Below are 17,909 nucleotides of genomic sequence, written 5' to 3' on the forward strand. Positions count from 1 at the left end.
GTTTTCCTTATAAGTTTTTTGCTATTATACTTTAAATTTTTTAAGGAGAGCTAGTGCTAGGTATTGATATGGGTTCAAATACATTAAGAGCTGTTTTAATGGATGAGAATTTTAATAAATTAAAAAGCGAAGAATTTATCATAGGCGCAGCTAAAAATATGCAAAATGACACCATTAGCGATGAAGCCATAGAAAGAATTTTTAACGCTTTAAAAATCTTAAAAGAAAAAAATTATGATTTAAGTCAAGCCAAAGCAGTCGCCACAGCTGCTTTTAGAAAAGCAAAAAATACTGAGTTTATTTTTGAAAAAATTCAAAAAGAATTTAAACTTGATATAAAATTAATCGATGCAAAAACCGAAGCAAAACTAAGTATTTTAGGTATACAAGAGCGTCTTAAAGCTCTTAAACTTTTTAGAAAAGACTTAAACTATTGTGATTTAGGCGGTGCTTCTTGTGAAATTTCAAATGAAAAGTTTAGTAAAAGTTATGATTTTGGAATTATTAGTTTTTATGAAAGAATGCATTTTAAAGCCATAAAACCAAGTGCTTATGTAAGATTTTTTAAAAAATACCCGCAAAATCTTGCACGTATTAAAGATAAAAAATTAAAATTTCATCTAAGCCCCTACCCTGCACATTTAAAACAACTTGCCCTAAAAGCTTTTAATCTTAGTAAAGATATAAAATTAAAAGGAAATTTTTTCATATTAAATTCAGGAGTACCCACCACACTTTGTGCTTATAAACAAAACATAAAATACAAAGATTACCTAGAAGAAAATGTAAATGGCAAAATACTCAAACGCAAAGATTTTTTTGATTTTGCATTAAAAATTTGGAATTTAGAACAAGAAAAAGCTAAAATTTATCTTGGAGAAAATAGAAAAAAATACCTCATAGCAGGCTCAATGATACTTTTTGCTTTATTTAATAAACAAAAGCTCATTGTGATTGATGATGGTGTTAGAGAAGGTGTGTGTATAGCACATTTTAAAAATATCAAATTTTAAAGGAGAAAAAATGAGTTTAAAAGATCAAATTTTAGAAGACATTAAAGAAGCTATGCGTAATAAAGATGATTTTAAAAGAAACACTTTAAGAACACTTAATGCTAGCTTTAAACAAATAGAAGTTGATGAGAGAATTACGCTTAGTGATGAAAGAATATACAAAATCATTGCAAGTGAGATTAAAAAACGAAATGAAGCAGCTTTGGCTTTTTCTAAAGGCTCTAGAGAAGATTTAGCACAAAAAGAACTCCAAGAAGTAGCTATTTTAAGTGCTTATTTACCAAAACAACTTAGCGATGAGGAATTAGAAAATGAGCTAAAAAAACTTATAGATAAATTACAAATTAGCTCTTTAAAAGAACAAGGTATTTTGATGAAAGAAGCTAAAGCAGCTTTTGGCGCAAGCGTTGATGGTAAAAGACTTAATGAAATGGTAAGAAAGCTTTTAGCATGAAAAAAGTTTTAACGCTTTGCGCCTTAGCTTTAAGCTCTTTTGCTTATACTCAATATGAATTACATCCTAGCTTTAAAGCTTATTTTAAAGACTGCTCTTTATTGATGGATAAATATTATTATATTAATTGTTATGATTATAATTATAAAGGCACTAAGGCTATTGCTTATAAATTAGAAGCTAAAATTTTAAATCAAGGACACATCAAAAAACGCCCAAGATTTCAAGAAGATACCAATATTCCTAAAAAATACAGAACTTATTGGGAGGATTATCTAAGAAGTGGTTATACAAGAGGGCATGTCGTGCCAAATCAATCCATGAATGCGACCCCGCAAGCCCAACTTAGCACTTTTTTAATGAGCAATATCACTCCGCAAAAAAAAGATATTAATGCAGAAATTTGGAATGAAATCGAACAAAGAGAAAGATATTTAGCAAAGAAAAATAAAGAATTAGAAGTCTTAAATTTAGTACTTTATGATGATAAGCCAAAACGCATTAAAAACAACATAGCCATTCCTAGTTTTTATGTCAAAATTCTTAAAGCTAAAAATTTCAGCGAATGTTATAAAGTGCCAAATAATGATAATTTTGCAAGATTTGATAGAAATTATTTTAAGGAAGATTGTAAAAAATATATTGATTAAACTAGAAGCAACAAGGCTTCTAGTTTAGTTTTTACTCAACTTCAGCATCGATTACATCATCGTCTTTTTTCTTTTGAGCGTTTGGTTCTTCTTTTTTATACATATTTTCTGCTAATTTATGAGAAACTTCACTTAAAGCTTTCATTTTGCTTTCAATTTCTTCTTTAGAAGCATTAGCATTTTTCAATGTCTCTTTTAACTCATCTAAGGCTTTTTGAATATTTGCTTTATCATCATCGCCTACTTTATCTCCAAGCTCACTTAAAGATTTTTCTACTTGATGTACTAAGCTATCAGCAGCATTTCTAGCTTCTACTGCTTCTTTGCGTTTTCTATCTTCTTCTTTGTGAAGCTCTGCATCTTTTACCATGTTGTTGATTTCTTCTTCACTTAGTCCGCTTGAGCCTGTGATTTTAATCTCTTGAGCTTTACCTGTAGCTTTATCTTTTGCACTAACTGTTAAAATACCATTTGCATCAATATCAAAAGTTACTTCAATTTGTGGCATACCGCGAGGTGCTGGTGGAATTCCTTCAAGATTGAAATTTCCTAAAGATTTATTATCACGGCTAAATTCTCTCTCACCTTGTAAAACATTGATAGTAACTGCGCTTTGATTATCTTCAGCAGTTGAGAAAACTTGCTCTTTTTTAGTTGGTATAGTTGTACCTTTTTCGATGATTTTAGTCATCACCCCACCTAAAGTTTCAATACCCAAAGAAAGTGGAGTAACATCAAGCAATAATACATCTTTAACATCACCTTTAATAACCGCACCTTGAATTGCCGCACCTATTGCAACAACTTCATCAGGATTTACTGATTTATTAAGCTCTTTTCCAAAAGCTTTTTTAACTTCTTCTTGTACCAGTGGAACACGAGTAGAACCACCCACCATAACAACTTCTTTTACTTCGCTTTTATCAAGTCCTGCATCTTTTACTACCTCGTTAATCTTACTAATAGTTTCAGCAACTAAACCATCAATCATACTTTCAAATTTAGCTCTTGTTAGAGTTTTAGTTAAGTGTTTTGGACCACTTGCATCAGCTGTGATAAATGGTAAATTAATATTAGTTTCATTAGCTGAACTTAATTCTTTTTTAGCATTTTCAGCTGCTTCTTTTAATCTTTGTAAAGCCATTACATCGTTTTTAAGATCAATACCTGTTTCATCTTTAAACTCATTTGCTAAAAAGTCGATTAATTTATTATCAAAATCATCGCCACCTAAAAATGCATTACCACCGGTTGCTAAAACTTCTACAACATTATCACCTGTTTCAAGCACAGTAACATCAAATGTACCACCACCTAAATCATAAACTACAATTTTTTCACTTTCTTTTTTATCAAGTCCATACGCCAAAGCTGCTGCAGTTGGTTCATTGATAATTCTTAATACATTCAATCCTGCAATTTGCCCTGCTTCTTTTGTAGCTTTTCTTTGTGCATCATTAAAATACGCAGGAACAGTAATAACCGCATCTTCTACTTTTTCACCTAAGAAAGCTTCTGCATCTTCTTTTAATTTCATTAAAACTTTTGCTGAAATTTCTTGTGGAGTATAAATTTTACCTGCTATTTCAATCGCACAAGCCCCATTTCTCTCTGTGATATGATAAGGTAAGCGATTTTTAGCTTCTTTTGCTGCTTCTTCATTGATCATTAAACCCATAATTCTTTTTATAGAATAAATAGTTTTTTCAGGATTAGTCACAGCTTGACGCTTAGCGCTATCTCCAACTAAAACTTCACCTTTATCTGTAAAAGCAACTACTGAAGGAGTAGTATTTTTACCTTCTTTATTTGGGATAACTTTACTCTCGCCTCTTTCATACACGCTCACACAAGAATTTGTTGTACCTAAATCTATACCTATAACTTTTGCCATTTTTTATCCTTTTTATTAAATTTTATTTTGCAACACTAACTTTTGCTGATCTAATCACTCTATCATTCATCATATAGCCCTTTTGTAAAATTTGGACGATATGATTGCTTTCATGATCAGCACTTTCAACATGAAACATCGCTTCATGTAAATTTGGATCAAACTCACCATCTGCTTCTATTACTTTAACCATATGTTTTTCAAGTTTTTTCAAAAGCAAGTCTAAAGTGTTTTGAACCCCTTCTTTGATTTTCAAACTTAATTCATCATTAGCTTCTACATTAATAGCCGCCTCTAATGCATCAACTACATCAAGCAAATCTTTAGCAAAACTTTCATTTGCATAAATTGTTGCTGAAATTTTTTCTTTTTCCATTCTTTTTTTGATATTTTCAAATTCAGCATTTGCTCTTAAATAAGTATCTTTTAACTCATTATACTCTGCTTGAAGTTTTTCTAATTCATTGTTTTGATTTTCTGAATTTTCCACTGCTTCTTCTTGCATTTGCTCATTTTGCTTTTCTTCGCTCACGCAGCCTCCTTTATAATATTTAACATTGTTTTAAAATCAGAATACACACTACCGGCAAAAACCACATTAGATTCTTTACCTAAAAATGTACTCTTAAGCTTTAACCCCATAAAACCCTCTTCAAATAAAGGATCAAATTGCAATTTATCGTTAAAATAAAATCCAATTTGAGGAGATAAAAGCTTAGCAAATTCATCATTTTGATAAATTTGATAAGCTTTGCTCTCATTATATCTATAATAAACCATAGCTTCTTTTAGCATAGTTATTTTTTCCAATAACTCTTTAAACTCAACTCTAAAAGCTAAATTTTCAATACTTTTTAGATCAAGTCCTATAAGTCTTTGCAAGAAAACCAGGCTATCTTGGCTAAATCTTAAAACCAACTCATTTTGTCCAAAATCAAGTATGATAAATTTATCATTAACCTTGGTAATATCTTGTAAAATAAGCTCATCGCCACCATAAACTAAGGTATAAATTTCAAACTTATCAAGCAAAAACTCTAGCAAAGCAAGATCATTAATTACAATCTCATTTTCGCAAAGTTGCTCATACCAATAAGCCTTCATAGCACTAAAAGTTGGTATGCGACCACTGCTAATATGAAGTTGTGTTAATACACCCTCATCGCTTAATTTTTTAAAATAAACTCTTATAGTAGAAGCAGGTATGCTAACTTTATGATTTAACTCATTAGAACCCACAGGATTATTACCCTCTAAATAGGTCTCAATGATGGTTTTTAAAATTAAATCTTTTTTACTATAAGACTTCACTACAAAACCTTAAATTTTTTATTTTAGCACTCAATGTTTTTAAGTGATAAAATAATTATACAACTTTAGTATAATAATGTCAAGTTATTTTTAAATAAAAATATTTAAAATTATTTAGTCTATATAACTAAAGTTTATTTAGCCATTTATATATAATATATAAAAATTTCTTTTTCAGTTTTTTTAAAAGAAAAGATAATATAATTGCGTCTAGCAATATTTTTTAAAAGGTTTACAATAATGAAAAATCTTACTTTAAGAGAAAAGCAAGATCTTGAAGCTTATGTGTTTTCTAATATAGAAAGAAAAAAAATGGCTTTGAGTAGAATTTTAAAATTATATTATTTAAGATTTTTTAGATTAGTTTTTTAATTTATATTTTCTCATACCCTCTTTTGTGAAAGATAAGTCTTTAAAATCAGGGGATGAGATTAACTCCATACAAGTTTTATCCAAATTTTCCATTCCGCTTACTTGCATACTAGCTTGCAAATTTTCATCTAAATACAAATCAAAAACTACACAAGCTTGATTATTAACCTTGTAAAGAATTTTTCCACCTTTTTTCTCATCTAGTTTATATGCTTGTAATTTATCATTTTTACTCATTTTCTTAATTTCATCTGCAAAAGATTGATGTAAGGTATAATAAATCATAAAATCACGTATAATATTTTTAATATCAGCAATTTCTTTTCTTAGTTTTGATAAATCTTTAGCGTATAAACTTATAAATTGCGTATTTAAGTATTCATTTAGACTTTTTTCGTTTAAATTTTCACACAATGGATAAATTTTAACCACGAAAGCCTTATTTTTAGCAAGCACTATATCCACACAAGCTTGTTTGTTTTGCTTGTATTCTAAAAATAAAGCTTGACTTGAGCTTAAATTTAGCGTGTTTTGTTTATTGTAAGCAAAATCACTTAGATCCTCATAAATATTTGCATAAGAAAAAATTCCCGCAAAAAGCAATAATAAAATTTTCATTCAAATAAATCTTTATGATGATTTTTTAAGTACTCTACTACTTCTAAGATCTCATCAACTCCTTCTTTTTGAGTATTTTGACAAACCTCATCAATACAATCAATATAAAGTCCAATTGCTTTTTCTAATTTTGCTCTTTTTACCCCAGCAAACAAGAGCATTGCTTCTAAAACTATACTTAATTCATATTGTAAATTTTCTATTTCTTCTTTAAAATCATGATTTGTTTTCATTATTTTCCTTTAATTCTTTGCTTTTAATTAAATCTACAAATTGTGCTTTTATGAAATCATAGTTAGAGCTATCTTTATACGCAGCAAACAATCCACCGCTAGCATTTTTATGCCCTCCCCCATTAACCAAGCTTTTAGCCATCAAACTCACATCGACTTTATTATTTGCTCTAAAACTTAAGGTTTTTCTTGAACTAAGATCAACAAAAAAATCAAAATCGGGATTTTGCATTAAAAAATCATTTCCAATTACAGAAGTATTGCCTATATTTGAAGTTAATAAACCTTTACTTCCTTTATAAAATACACTAAATTTTTCTTTATTTACACTTAGTCTTTCTACCACAAATTTGGAAATTAAATTGCTTAAAGTATCATCATTTTCTTTTTTAAAAAAAGATTTTTTTAAGCCATGCAAGTCATCATCTAAATTAATATGAGCATTTTTTTGATGAATGTATTTTCTACAAACATCAAAAAGATAAAAAAGATATTTGATATTTTCTTGCGCAAACATTACTCTATTGATTTCTTTTGCTCCAGAAACCATACCAAGCAGTACTTTTCCAAGTTCAAAATTCTCATCTTCACTCAACCAAATATCTACTGCATTTACCACATCTACAAATTCTGACAAAGCCTTGTTTTCGCCATAACATTTACTAAAAAAATCATAAACAATCTTAGTAGCACATCTTTTATCATCTAAAAAATACCAAGGATATTTTTGCATACATTCTAAGCCACTTTGATGATGATCTAAAAGTAAAAGCTTGATTTTTTTACCTTCTATAGCTTTTTGAAAATCTTCACATTGACTTAAAGTTAAATTTAAATCCGTGATTAAAATCACAAATTCTTCATTAGGATTTTGCTTTAAATCTTCCTCTATATTTTTAAAAATCACATTAAAATTTTCATTAATCTCTTTACCATAATTAGAATTATAAAAATAACAATTCTTAAAATAAAAATCTAGCACATACTGACAAGCATAACCATCTAAATCCGTATGTGAAAGATGATAAATTTTCATATTTTTCCTTTATAAATTATCAACTTTTATGATGCCTTCTGTTTCAAATTTGGTATTTTCTGCAATCTCAGCAAAACTTAAAACCGTAATATTAATACCAAAATTAGAACAAATATCAGCGATAAATTTTCTAAGTTGTGGCTCAACACAAAGCAAGAAAGGCTTAATTCTTGTATTTGCCACACTTGCAAGTTCAGCTTTTAAAGCTTCTACTAAAGCGCCGGTTTGAGCTACATTTATCATTAAATGATACGAACCATCTTTGAACTGCACATGCTCCATTAATTTTGCAGCAGCAGCAGCATCAAAAATATAAAAGCTAATTTGTCCTTTTTCATCCACATATAAATTTGTAATTGCTCTTGCTAAAGAGGCCCTTACATGCTCAATAATCATATCCAAACTCTTACTTACTTCAGCTATATCACTAATTGATTCTAAAATTGTAAGCATATCTTTAATAGGAATATGTTCTTTAAGTAAAGCTTTTAAAACTTTTTGGATTAAACCTATACTAGCAACTCTTAAACAATCATCTACCACGATAGGATAATCATTTTTGATTTTATCCAATAAATTTTGAACCTCTTGTTTAGTTAAAAGCTCTGAAGCATTAGCTTTTATAAGCTCGCTCATATGGGTTGAAATCACACTTGCTGGATCAATCACAATATAACCATTTAACGTTGCCTCATCTTTTAAAGATGATTCTATCCATAAAGCATCAGAATTAAAAGCAGGTTCTTTAGTAGCTATACCTTCAATAGGTTCAGTGATAAAACCACTATCCATAGCTAGATATTTATCAGGATAAATTTCAGCACTAGCTATACCCACACCTTTGAGTTTGAAAGTATATTCATTAGGCTTTAATTGTAAATTATCTCTAATTCTAATTTTTGGCATTAAAAAGCCTAAACTTTGAGCTATATTGCGTCTTGTTGATCTAATACGCTCTGTTAATTCACTTTCTGCTAACTTAATAAGCCCATAGCCTAATTCTAATTCTAAAATTTCTAATTTTAAAATATCTGTGATTTTATTTTCTTCTTCTCTTAAAATTTCTTCTTCACTGCGTTTTTGAGGTTTAGCTTGCTCTTGCTCATCAGCTTCTTGGGATTTTTTAGCCGAAATTGCGTTGATTTGAATTTTACCCTCTTGCACTTGCTTTATCATATAACCAAGACCTAAAAACACTAAAGCCATAAAACCCAAAGAAAAATGTGGTAAACCAGGTACTAAAGCAAAAATAAATAAAACAAAACCTACAATTAGTAGTGTTTTATATTCTCCCAAAAGCTGATTAATAGAACCTTCAGCAAAATTATCCTCATCTTTACTAGCACGCGTGATAATGATAGCAGTTGCTGTTGAAGTTATAAGTCCAGGAATTTGAGAAACAAGTCCATCACCTATTGTTAATATAGTATAAGTTGAGGCACACTCTCCAAGCTCCATATCATGCTGAAAATAACCTATCATAAACCCACCAATTAAATTTACAATAGTAATGATAATCCCAGCAACAGCGTCTCCTTTTATAAATTTAGAAGAACCATCCATTGCTCCATAAAAATTTGCTTCAGCTATGATTTCTTGGCGTCTTGCGCGCGCAGTTTTTTCATCAATCAAACCTGCATTTAAATCCGCATCAATAGCCATTTGCTTACCTGGCATTGCATCAAGAGTAAATCTTGCTTGAACTTCAGAAACCCTTGTACTACCTTTAGTTACAACCATAAAATTAATCAAAACCAAAATACAAAAAACAACCATACCTATAACATAATTACCGCCAACAACAAATTCACCAAAACTTGCCACTATATCACTAACAGCAGCTGGTCCTTGATGACCCTCACTCAAAATCATACGCGTTGTAGCTATATTAAGTGAAAGTCTAAAAAGCGTGATAATTAAAATCATAGTTGGAAAAGTTGTTAAATCCGTAGGCTTTGGTATATATAAAGAAATTAAAATAATTAAAACCGAAATTGCTATACTTAAAGCAAGAAAAAAGTCTAAAACTATACTTGGTAAAGGTACTATAATAATAGCTAAAATTGCAATAATTACAGCTACTATAGTTAAGCTTTTTGCCTTTAAAATAGGCGCAACAAGTGGAGCAACCCAAGGCAACACTAAGCTAAAAATATCTCTTTTAGCCATTATTTTGAATAATATCCTCTAAAGTAATAGAAACTAAAAAATCATCGATTTTATTTTGAAGTTTCACCAAAATAGGCATAATTTTACAATTATCTTCTTTTTGAGAAGGACAAATTCCATTGCTACACTCAAAAACATTAATAGATTTTTTCTCTACACTATTAATAATTTCTTTTAAAGTATATTCACTTGGCTTTTTAACAAGCATAAATCCACCTTTAGCACCCTTATAAGATTTCAAAAGTGCGTCTTTAGCAAGAGCTTGTAAAATTTTTGCTAAAAAACTTTTAGGGATATCCAAAACACTTGACATAGTATCTACATCTTGCGGTTCTTGAGATTTTGCTATATGAATTAAAGACAATAAAGCATATTCGCTAGCTTTGGTAAATAACATTTGTTCCTTTCAAGTTATAAATATAATATATTATTTTTTGGTTATTAATAAAAATTTTTATTATATCAAAAATAAGTATCGATAAATATTAAATTTCATATTTTTTAAATTCAGCATTTTTTTTGGTTTTTTAGTTATAATTACACCTTTTAATTAAATACCGCTCAGGAGGTCTATTATGGCTTTAGATTCGGCTAAAAAAGCAGAAATAGTTGCAAAATTTGCTAGAAAAGAAGGAGATACAGGTTCTCCAGAAGTTCAAATCGCACTTTTAAGTGCAAGAATTTCAGATTTAACAGAACACTTAAAAATCTACAAAAAAGATTTTTCTTCTCGTTTAGGTCTTTTAAAGCTTGTTGGTCAAAGAAAAAGACTTTTATCTTATCTAAAAAGAAAAGATTATCAAGCTTACACTAAATTAATCAGCGAATTAAACTTAAGAGATAAATAAGCCTCGTGCTTATTTATCTTTATATATTTTTTATTATATTTATTTACTACTACTTTAATTTAAGCTTTCAAAATTTTGATATTTTATTCACAAGAGTTTCACAATGTGATTTTAGCTTCTAAGCACCTAAAAATAGCACTTTAAGTTTTATGAATAAAAATATTTTTCACATTTAAATTTATTGATTTTTAAAGTTTTTTCACTTTTGCTATAAAAAACCCATCTGCATAGTCATCTGGCAAAACTCTTTTGGCAAATGATAAATCAAATTCATCACTTTTTGAGTAAATAAAATTAACATTAGCTAAATCAAAATCAAGCAATTCTAATTTAAAATTTTCATTTCTTAATGCATTTTCTAAAACTGCTTCATTTTCTTCTCTTAAAAATGTACAAGTGCTATACACTAATTCTCCACCATGTTTTAAAGCTAGTAATGCTGAATGCAAAAGCTTTTTTTGTAAATTTGCAATTTGCTTAATTTCTTTTGTATTTTTTTGTATTTCAAAACCCATTTTTGCAAAAGTTGAGCAAGGTGCATCAAGTAAAATTTTATCAAATTTCAAAGGACAAGCCTTGCCTATAGTACGTGCGTCTTTTAAGAAGCATTTTACAATTTTAACTTGATAATTTTCCATAGTTTTTTTTAAGGTAAAAAAACGTGTTTTAGATAATTCACAACTTGCTAAATAACCCTCATTTTGCATAAAATTAGCTAAATTTAAGCTTTTTCCACCAGGAGCTGCACACATATCTAGCACACTCTCACCAGCTTTAACACCCAAAGTTTTAGCACATAAGTATGAAGAATAATTTTGTATATAAAACTTACCTTCATCAAAAGCTTTCAGTGAGCTTAATTTGCTTTTGAAAATACTTGGAATTTTATAGCAATTCAGATCAATTTTTTCAAATTTTATATTTTCATTATTTAAAATTTCTTCTAGTTTTTCATTATCAATAAGCAAAGAATTTCTAAAAATATTGACATATTTTTCTTGATTAAAACTTCGAAGGATTTGTTCTTTTTGTTCTTTTGTATAAATTTCATCTAAAGCTGTATTTAAATCAAGTAAGGCCATAAAAATCCTTTAAAAATAAATACGCAGCTAAAGAATCAAGTTTGCCATCTTTTTTCTTTAAATTCACTACACCAAGCTCTTGTGCGTTTTTAGAGCTAAAACTCTCATCAACAAAAAAAACTTCTTTATCAAAATCAAGTAAAGATATGAAATGCTCTATCCTTTTTCGCATTTCATCTTCACTAGATCCACCTAAAGGAATTCCTACTACTAAAGTATTGATATCATACTCTTTGATATATTTTTTTACCTCATTTGCTGCTTGATTGCGATTTTTTCTAATAATAGCTTCAAGTGGCATAGCTATACTTTTATTAATACACAAAGCAATACCAATACGCTTTAAACCTATATCTAATGCTAAAGTTTTCATAAGCAAGCTCTTATTTTTACTCCAGATATTTCTATCAAACCCTCAAGTTCATACTCATAAACTCTATCGCCAAATTTTTTTAAAACTTTTTCTAAATCATCTTCATGCTTTAAAAAACTTAATAAATCATCTTCGCTTTGTTCATGATGAAGTTCTCCAAACATTTTTACAAATTCATCAAAATCATGAATTAAATTTGCCTTTTTTGTAGCTAAAAGCAAATTTGTTCCTTCGCTTTCATTTTTCCTATGAGGTAATACATATATAGGTTTATTCATACTTAAAGCAAGTCTTGCACTTTGCATAGAACCACTTTTTAAATCAGCTTGAGCTATTATAACAACCTCACTTAAAGCAATAATAAGTCTATTTCTTAATAAAAAATCATAAGGTTTTGCCTTGTAATTACCTTCATTTTCACTTAAAGCCAAAGCATTTTCATAAATATTTAAAATTTCATTTGTGTTTGCTTTTGGATAAATCTCATCAAGCCCATTAGCAAATATAGCTATGGTTTGAGGATAAGCTATTTTAGCTGCTTGGATATCCACTCCCAAAGCCCCGCCACTTACTACACAAACCTTAGCTTTTTTTAGCAAAGTCACCAATTCAACAAGACAATTTTTAGTATAAACACTCATTTTTCTAGAACCTACAATAGCCACTTTTCTGGCATTTAAAAGCTCTAAATTGCCTTTATAATAAATCTTTGAAGGTGGATTTAAAAGATTTTTAAAATCTTCAATATTCTCAATAAATTTCATTTAAATACACAAGCTCAACTGAATTTAACAAATCTTTACTCTGCACCAAGGCCTTAAAAGTCTTTTCTCTTGGATGACCAATAGCGATAGCAAAACCTTTCTTTTTTGCCTCTTCTACTGCTTGTCTGAGTTGGTTTTTAATATATGCTATATCATCTTCATTATCCAAAAAAACATCTCTAGCTATATAAGGTTGTTCAAAATGACTTACTAAAATTTTAGCTTTAGAATTTCCTATAGTTCTTGAATCTACAAAAATAAAATCATTTTGTTTAAAGGCACTAAATAATTTTTCCATAGCCTGCTTATTTGCAGTAAATAAACTTCCTGTGTGGTTGTTAATAAATTTTACTTTTGGAAATTGCTCTTTTACAAAAGCTACGCGTTTGCTTATTTTTTGTATATCATCGCTAGGGTGTAAGGTATTTAATTCCGCCTTGTCATATTTTATAGCAGCAAGGGGTAAATGCACCATAAAAAAGTCAAAATCCTTTGCGAACTCAGCTGTATAAGGATGGCGTTTATCAGGTGGAAAAAAAGATGGGATTAATTTTAAATTTGTTTTTTTAAGCATATCTACATGAGTGTGACTTGCCATATCATCTATAATAATTGCTAGACGAGGTTTGGTATTTTTTTGCACTAGGATTTGAGTTTTATTATCCTCATTTTTATCTGATATATTTTGCTCTTTATTGATTAATTCTTTACTTGTATTTTGATCTATTACTTCTAAAATTAAAGTTTGATTATCCTCTTTAGTTTGATTTAACTCTGTATTTACAGGGTTTAAATTTAAAATTTCACTAATATTTTTATCTAAAAATTCTAATTTTTCATTTTCTAAAGTCAAATTTATATCATTAAAACTAAAATTATTTTCTTGTTCTTTTGTAGGTGGTAATGGTTCTTTTTTAACTATGGTTTGATTATAGTCTAAGGTTTTATTTTCTTCTTTTTTTAAAAACAAAGCTCCAAATGCAAAAAGAAAAATTCCAAACACAATAAGACAAAGCGCTAGAAGCACTTTGTATTTTTTATTTATAGTTTTCAAATTAGTTTTTATCTTTATCAACTAATTTTTTAGCGCTAATCCAAGGCATCATAGCGCGAAGTTCGCGTCCTGTTTTTTCTATCAAAGAATCATTCATTAATTTACGCTCTGCGTGCATTCTTGCAAAATTTGCTCTTCTTTCTAAGATAAAATCTTTAGCAAAACTTCCATTTTGTATGTCTTTTAAAACACCTTTCATAGCCTCTTTAGTTTCTTTGGTAATAATCTTAGGTCCTGTGATATAATCTCCATATTCAGCTGTATTAGAAACAGAATATCTCATATCAGCAATACCACCTTGATAAATCAAATCTACAATTAATTTCATTTCATGCAAACACTCAAAATACGCCATTTCAGGTTCATATCCTGCTTCAACTAAGGTTTCAAAACCAGCTTGGATTAAAGCACTAAGTCCTCCACAAAGCACTGCTTGCTCACCAAACAAATCTGTTTCAGTTTCAGCTTTAAAAGTCGTTTCTATAATACCTGTTCTACCACCGCCTATAGCACTAGCATAACTTAAAGCTAAATTTTTAGCATTTTTACTCTCATCTTGGTGGATAGCAATTAAACAAGGAGTACCCCCACCTATACTAAATTCATGCCTTACAGTATGACCAGGAGCTTTAGGAGCTATCATAATCACATCTATGCCTTTTGGAGCAACAATTTGTCCATAGTGGATATTAAATCCATGTGCAAATGCTAGAGTTTTACCTGCTTTTAATTCAGGTTTAATTTCTTCATTAAAAATTTCACTTTGAATTTCATCAGGAGCTAAAATCATAATCAAATCTGCTTCTTTAGTAGCTTCTTTTACACTTTTTACTATAAAATTTGCTTTTTGAGCTTTTGCCCAACTTTGCCCACCCTCTTTTAAGCCTATGATCACTTCTACACCACTATCTCTTAAATTCATAGCATGAGCATGACCTTGAGAGCCAAAACCTATAATAGCTACTTTTTTTGATTTTATTAAATTAATATCACAATCTTTATCATAATAAATTGATACAGCCATTATGCACTCCTAAAATTAAAATTAAAGCAAAGATTATAACTAAAAAATATAAATTTAATCCTTTTATGATAAAATTTAAGTTTTGAAAAATTGCTATAAAGAGTCTTATGAAAGAATTATTTAATCAACTAAGTTATGGTCTAAATGCTAATGAAATTACCAATAAAAACAAGCAAATAATTAGAGAATTATTAACTTGTGATATTATTAAATTTTATAAAAACAAATACTATTTAAAAGATGGCTTTACTTTTGGTAAAATTGATATTTCTGTTAATGGAACGGGATTTTTAGAAAGTTTTGATCCTGCTTTTAAGCGTGATTTGCTCATAGAAAATAAAAATTTAAAAGGAGCAAATTATGCTGATATAGTTGTGGCAAAATTACTTCCTCTTAAAAAAAAGCGTCCAAGCGCTAAAGTTATTTTAATACTTAAAAGAGCCCACAAAACTTCTTTGGTTATGACTAAAAAATACGGAGAAGCGGTCCTTGGAGTAAATATTCAAACAGGACTTACATGTGCCTTAAAAGCCTCTCAAAAATCCTTAAAAGCTCTGCCTTTAGGAACTATTTTAAAAATAGAAAATCATGATAATAATATCACTGAAGTGATAGGGCATATTGATGATGATTTTGTGGATGAAAAAATTTCCTTAGCACTTTTTAATAAAAATGCAATTTTTGATAATTTATGTGAAAATGAAGCAAAAGCTTATGGAGATAAAGTTGATGCAAGTATGTATCCATCAAGAAAAGATCTTAGAAATTTAAATTTTTGCACCATTGATCCAATTGATGCAAAAGATTTTGATGATGCAATTTATTATGATAAAAATGAACATGCCATTTATATAGCCATAGCCGATGTAAGCGCTTATGTACATGCTTATAGTGCCATTGATAAAGAAGCAAGATCAAGAGGCTTTTCGATTTATTTTCCTCATATTGCCATACCTATGTTGCCAAGAGCTTTGAGTGAAAATATTTGCTCACTAAAACCCAATGAAGATAGATTAGCATTTTGTTTTAAAATAAGCTTAGATCAAAATAATGAAGTGATTAAAGAAGAGCTTTTTGAGGCTATTATTAACTCAAAACGCCGTTTTAATTACGATGAAGTTGATGAGTATTTACAAACGCAAGAAGATTTAGGTGTGATTAATTGGCTTTATGAAGTTTTTAAAATCACTCAAAATTTACGCAAAAAACGATTAAAAAATGCTTGTGAGTTTAAAACCCAAGAGTTAAGAATGACTTTAGATGAAAATAATAAACTCATAAAAACACGCCTTGAAAATGACACAGCCTCACATAATTTAATCGAAGATTGCATGCTTTTAGCTAATAAAGCTGCAGCAAAACTCATTGATATAGGAGTTTTTAGAAATCACTTAAGTCCTGATTATAAAAAAATAGATCAATTGCTAGCTGATCTTTCAACACTTAGTATAGATATTAATCCTAAAAATAATGTCATAGAATTATTTAAAGACATTCAAGTCTTAGCAAATGAGCTAAATATAAGAGAAGAAGTAGATAAGCTCATCATCAAAGCGCAAAAAAAGGCAGAATATTCTAGTGAAAATGCGGGACATTTTGGCTTAGGCTTTGATAAATATACCCATTTTACAAGCCCTATTAGAAGGTATTCTGATCTTATTTTACATAGACTTTTAAAAGCTAAAATCAACAATGATGAAAAAATGTTTAATTATTTACTTTTAAATATACAAAGCACTTGTGAGGAATTAAGCTTACTAGAAAGAGAGGCGGATAAAGTTGCTTGGCATTTCATGGATAGAAAATTTGCAAGATGGGCAAAAGAAAATATAGGAAAAAAATTTAAGGCTTTAGTGGTAGAAAATCAAAGTTCATTGCAAGTAAAATTAAATGATGAAATTAAGGGAGCTTTGATTACCATTATAGGTTCAAGGGCAAATTTATTAGAAAATGTAGAGGTAGAAATCACTGAAGTGGATATTGTTAGTGCTAAAATTTTTGGCAAAATCACCAAGCATTTTAGTTTAGAAAGAAACCAAAATGTATAAAAATCAACTCCAAAGCTTACTTAATAGTAATAATTTTCCTAATTATTTCTTACTTTATGGAGCGGATAATTTCCAAATAGAACTTTATGCTAAATTTATTAAAGACAAATACTCTTTTGATGAGAGTTTAAGATTTTATTTTGAAGAATATGATTTTAAGCAAGCTTATGATTATTTATCTAGTGCTTCTTTGTTTAGCGAGAGAAAACTGCTAGAAATCAAAACTCAAAAGAAAATCCCAAGTAAAGAACTCAAGCAACTTTTACAGCTTTGTCAAAATTCGCAAGATAATTATTTTTTACTTGAAATTTATGATGAAAGCTCTAAACAAAGTGAAGCGGAGAAAATTTTTGCTAATAATTTTTGTAGATTTTATAAGGTAAATTCAGCCAAAGAAGGTATGGAGTTGCTAGCTTTAAAAGCTAAAGAATTAAATATCAATATCACTCAAAATGCCCTTTATACTCTTTTTTATAATTTTAATGAAAATTTATATTTAGCAGCTAATGAGTTAAATAAATTTAGTGGTTTAAATATCGATGAAAAAATCATTCAAGAGCATTGTTATAGTTTAAGTACTATTAGCTTTGAAAGTTTTTTTGATAAATTAATGCAAAAACAAGATTTAAGAAACGAACTTGAAAATATTTTAGAAAATTATAATGAAATAGCATTGATTAATGCCTTATATGCAAATTTTTCTAGACTTTTTAAAATTGCATTACATGTTAAAATTTATGGAAATTTAGACTTAAAAGAAATTTTAGGCTATGCCCCGCCTATTTCTGTGGCACAAAATCTTCAAAAACAAGCTCTTATGATCAAAATACCACAATATAAACATATCTTTTTGACACTTTGTAATTGCGAATATGAATTAAAAAAGAATTCTAAAATAGAAAAAAAAGAGTTTTTAATCGCAACACTTTTACAACTTAGCTCCATATTAAAAAGTTAAATTAAGAA

20 protein-coding genes are annotated in these 17,909 nt (G+C 28.8%); 7 read left to right on the forward strand and 13 right to left on the reverse strand.

What is annotated here, in order from left to right; all coding sequences use genetic code 11:
• The first annotated feature begins 53 nt into the window (after positions 1–53).
• From L8V88_RS01665 to L8V88_RS01675, 3 genes are read left to right on the forward strand one after another with little or no spacing between them, the layout of a single operon-like run.
• Entirely contained in the window at positions 54–1,013 is a 960-nt protein-coding gene (locus L8V88_RS01665; RefSeq protein ID WP_263726520.1) for a Ppx/GppA family phosphatase, read from the forward strand.
• 10 nt (positions 1,014–1,023) lie between these two features.
• Positions 1,024–1,467, forward strand: coding sequence for a GatB/YqeY domain-containing protein (locus tag L8V88_RS01670; protein WP_263726521.1), 444 nt, complete (start codon positions 1,024–1,026; stop codon positions 1,465–1,467).
• Complete coding sequence (locus L8V88_RS01675; protein WP_047208365.1) at positions 1,464–2,117, forward strand: DNA/RNA non-specific endonuclease; 654 nt, start codon at positions 1,464–1,466, stop codon at positions 2,115–2,117. The genes L8V88_RS01670 and L8V88_RS01675 overlap by 4 nt, the downstream gene beginning before the upstream one ends.
• A 31-nt stretch (positions 2,118–2,148) precedes the next feature.
• Here L8V88_RS01675 and dnaK read toward each other — a convergent pair whose 3' ends face one another.
• The 3 genes from dnaK to L8V88_RS01690 are packed head-to-tail and all read right to left on the reverse strand — an operon-like array spanning position 2,149 to position 5,322.
• Positions 2,149–4,011 (reverse strand): molecular chaperone DnaK, encoded by a 1,863-nt coding sequence (gene dnaK, locus L8V88_RS01680; RefSeq protein ID WP_263726522.1) that lies wholly within the window; start codon positions 4,009–4,011, stop codon positions 2,149–2,151.
• 22 nt (positions 4,012–4,033) lie between these two features.
• A complete protein-coding gene (grpE, locus tag L8V88_RS01685) occupies positions 4,034–4,543 on the reverse strand; it encodes a nucleotide exchange factor GrpE (protein WP_039641673.1) in 510 nt (169 codons plus the stop codon).
• A complete protein-coding gene (locus L8V88_RS01690; protein WP_263726523.1) occupies positions 4,540–5,322 on the reverse strand; it encodes an HrcA family transcriptional regulator in 783 nt (260 codons plus the stop codon). Before L8V88_RS01690 ends, grpE begins: the two co-directional genes overlap by 4 nt.
• A gap of 240 nt (positions 5,323–5,562) precedes the next feature.
• Here L8V88_RS01690 and L8V88_RS01695 point away from each other — a divergent pair, with 240 nt between their 5' ends.
• Positions 5,563–5,694, forward strand: coding sequence for a hypothetical protein (locus tag L8V88_RS01695; RefSeq protein ID WP_256374638.1), 132 nt, complete (start codon positions 5,563–5,565; stop codon positions 5,692–5,694).
• On the opposite strand, the gene L8V88_RS01700 is transcribed toward L8V88_RS01695, so the two are convergent.
• Genes L8V88_RS01700 through L8V88_RS01720 form a run of 5 tightly spaced genes read right to left on the reverse strand, consistent with a single transcriptional unit; the run spans position 5,683 to position 10,147 of the window.
• Positions 5,683–6,312: a hypothetical protein gene (locus L8V88_RS01700; protein WP_263726524.1), complete on the reverse strand. Its 630-nt coding sequence runs from the start codon at positions 6,310–6,312 to the stop codon at positions 5,683–5,685. The two genes, L8V88_RS01695 and L8V88_RS01700, sit on opposite strands and share 12 nt — an antisense overlap.
• Positions 6,309–6,545: a hypothetical protein gene (locus tag L8V88_RS01705; RefSeq protein ID WP_039626390.1), complete on the reverse strand. Its 237-nt coding sequence runs from the start codon at positions 6,543–6,545 to the stop codon at positions 6,309–6,311. Before L8V88_RS01705 ends, L8V88_RS01700 begins: the two co-directional genes overlap by 4 nt.
• Entirely contained in the window at positions 6,529–7,581 is a 1,053-nt protein-coding gene (locus L8V88_RS01710; RefSeq protein WP_263724835.1) for a DHH family phosphoesterase, read from the reverse strand. Before L8V88_RS01710 ends, L8V88_RS01705 begins: the two co-directional genes overlap by 17 nt.
• 9 nt (positions 7,582–7,590) lie before the next feature.
• The gene (flhA, locus tag L8V88_RS01715) at positions 7,591–9,750 is read right to left on the reverse strand and encodes a flagellar biosynthesis protein FlhA (protein ID WP_263726525.1); all 2,160 of its coding nucleotides are present in this window, start codon (positions 9,748–9,750) and stop codon (positions 7,591–7,593) included.
• Positions 9,743–10,147: an Rrf2 family transcriptional regulator gene (locus tag L8V88_RS01720; RefSeq protein WP_263695407.1), complete on the reverse strand. Its 405-nt coding sequence runs from the start codon at positions 10,145–10,147 to the stop codon at positions 9,743–9,745. The genes flhA and L8V88_RS01720 overlap by 8 nt, the downstream gene beginning before the upstream one ends.
• A 178-nt stretch (positions 10,148–10,325) precedes the next feature.
• On the opposite strand from L8V88_RS01720, the gene rpsO reads away from it, so the two are divergent.
• Positions 10,326–10,598 (forward strand): 30S ribosomal protein S15, encoded by a 273-nt coding sequence (rpsO, locus tag L8V88_RS01725; RefSeq protein ID WP_039618506.1) that lies wholly within the window; start codon positions 10,326–10,328, stop codon positions 10,596–10,598.
• A 188-nt stretch (positions 10,599–10,786) separates the two neighbouring features.
• Here rpsO and L8V88_RS01730 read toward each other — a convergent pair whose 3' ends face one another.
• From L8V88_RS01730 to ilvC, 5 genes are read right to left on the reverse strand one after another with little or no spacing between them, the layout of a single operon-like run.
• Positions 10,787–11,680, reverse strand: coding sequence for an RsmB/NOP family class I SAM-dependent RNA methyltransferase (locus L8V88_RS01730; RefSeq protein ID WP_263723650.1), 894 nt, complete (start codon positions 11,678–11,680; stop codon positions 10,787–10,789).
• On the reverse strand, positions 11,667–12,053 hold the full coding sequence (gene ruvX / locus L8V88_RS01735) for a Holliday junction resolvase RuvX (RefSeq protein WP_263726526.1): 387 nt from the start codon (positions 12,051–12,053) through the stop codon (positions 11,667–11,669). The genes L8V88_RS01730 and ruvX overlap by 14 nt, the downstream gene beginning before the upstream one ends.
• Positions 12,050–12,817 (reverse strand): DNA-protecting protein DprA, encoded by a 768-nt coding sequence (locus L8V88_RS01740; protein WP_263726527.1) that lies wholly within the window; start codon positions 12,815–12,817, stop codon positions 12,050–12,052. Before L8V88_RS01740 ends, ruvX begins: the two co-directional genes overlap by 4 nt.
• Complete coding sequence (locus L8V88_RS01745; protein ID WP_263726528.1) at positions 12,804–13,820, reverse strand: divergent polysaccharide deacetylase family protein; 1,017 nt, start codon at positions 13,818–13,820, stop codon at positions 12,804–12,806. The genes L8V88_RS01740 and L8V88_RS01745 overlap by 14 nt, the downstream gene beginning before the upstream one ends.
• A gap of 52 nt (positions 13,821–13,872) precedes the next feature.
• Positions 13,873–14,895 carry a ketol-acid reductoisomerase gene (gene ilvC / locus L8V88_RS01750; RefSeq protein ID WP_012661655.1) on the reverse strand — a complete coding sequence of 341 codons (1,023 nt, stop codon included), beginning with the start codon at positions 14,893–14,895 and terminating at the stop codon, positions 13,873–13,875.
• Between the two features lie 107 nt (positions 14,896–15,002).
• On the opposite strand from ilvC, the gene L8V88_RS01755 reads away from it, so the two are divergent.
• On the forward strand, positions 15,003–16,943 hold the full coding sequence (locus L8V88_RS01755; protein ID WP_263726529.1) for a VacB/RNase II family 3'-5' exoribonuclease: 1,941 nt from the start codon (positions 15,003–15,005) through the stop codon (positions 16,941–16,943).
• Positions 16,936–17,901 carry a DNA polymerase III subunit delta gene (gene holA / locus L8V88_RS01760; protein ID WP_263726530.1) on the forward strand — a complete coding sequence of 322 codons (966 nt, stop codon included), beginning with the start codon at positions 16,936–16,938 and terminating at the stop codon, positions 17,899–17,901. Before L8V88_RS01755 ends, holA begins: the two co-directional genes overlap by 8 nt.
• Positions 17,902–17,909 lie beyond the last annotated feature (8 nt).

Origin of the sequence: Campylobacter sp. IFREMER_LSEM_CL2101, from assembly GCF_025771825.1 — a bacterium.
In the GTDB taxonomy this organism is placed as follows: Bacteria; Campylobacterota; Campylobacteria; order Campylobacterales; family Campylobacteraceae; genus Campylobacter_D; species Campylobacter_D lari_C.

Bases quoted from the DNA above. Each gene is read 5' to 3' on its own strand.
- L8V88_RS01670 (WP_263726521.1), top strand. From the start codon at position 1,024: ATGAGTTTAAAAGATCAAATTTTAGAAGACATTAAAGAAGCTATGCGT.
- L8V88_RS01675 (WP_047208365.1), top strand. From the start codon at position 1,464: ATGAAAAAAGTTTTAACGCTTTGCGCCTTAGCTTTAAGCTCTTTTGCT.
- dnaK (WP_263726522.1), bottom strand. From the start codon at position 4,011: ATGGCAAAAGTTATAGGTATAGATTTAGGTACAACAAATTCTTGTGTG.
- L8V88_RS01695 (WP_256374638.1), top strand. From the start codon at position 5,563: ATGAAAAATCTTACTTTAAGAGAAAAGCAAGATCTTGAAGCTTATGTG.
- L8V88_RS01700 (WP_263726524.1), bottom strand. From the start codon at position 6,312: ATGAAAATTTTATTATTGCTTTTTGCGGGAATTTTTTCTTATGCAAAT.
- L8V88_RS01705 (WP_039626390.1), bottom strand. From the start codon at position 6,545: ATGAAAACAAATCATGATTTTAAAGAAGAAATAGAAAATTTACAATAT.
- L8V88_RS01710 (WP_263724835.1), bottom strand. From the start codon at position 7,581: ATGAAAATTTATCATCTTTCACATACGGATTTAGATGGTTATGCTTGT.
- flhA (WP_263726525.1), bottom strand. From the start codon at position 9,750: ATGGCTAAAAGAGATATTTTTAGCTTAGTGTTGCCTTGGGTTGCTCCA.
- L8V88_RS01720 (WP_263695407.1), bottom strand. From the start codon at position 10,147: ATGTTATTTACCAAAGCTAGCGAATATGCTTTATTGTCTTTAATTCAT.
- rpsO (WP_039618506.1), top strand. From the start codon at position 10,326: ATGGCTTTAGATTCGGCTAAAAAAGCAGAAATAGTTGCAAAATTTGCT.
- L8V88_RS01730 (WP_263723650.1), bottom strand. From the start codon at position 11,680: ATGGCCTTACTTGATTTAAATACAGCTTTAGATGAAATTTATACAAAA.
- ruvX (WP_263726526.1), bottom strand. From the start codon at position 12,053: ATGAAAACTTTAGCATTAGATATAGGTTTAAAGCGTATTGGTATTGCT.
- L8V88_RS01740 (WP_263726527.1), bottom strand. From the start codon at position 12,817: ATGAAATTTATTGAGAATATTGAAGATTTTAAAAATCTTTTAAATCCA.
- ilvC (WP_012661655.1), bottom strand. From the start codon at position 14,895: ATGGCTGTATCAATTTATTATGATAAAGATTGTGATATTAATTTAATA.
- L8V88_RS01755 (WP_263726529.1), top strand. From the start codon at position 15,003: ATGAAAGAATTATTTAATCAACTAAGTTATGGTCTAAATGCTAATGAA.
- holA (WP_263726530.1), top strand. From the start codon at position 16,936: ATGTATAAAAATCAACTCCAAAGCTTACTTAATAGTAATAATTTTCCT.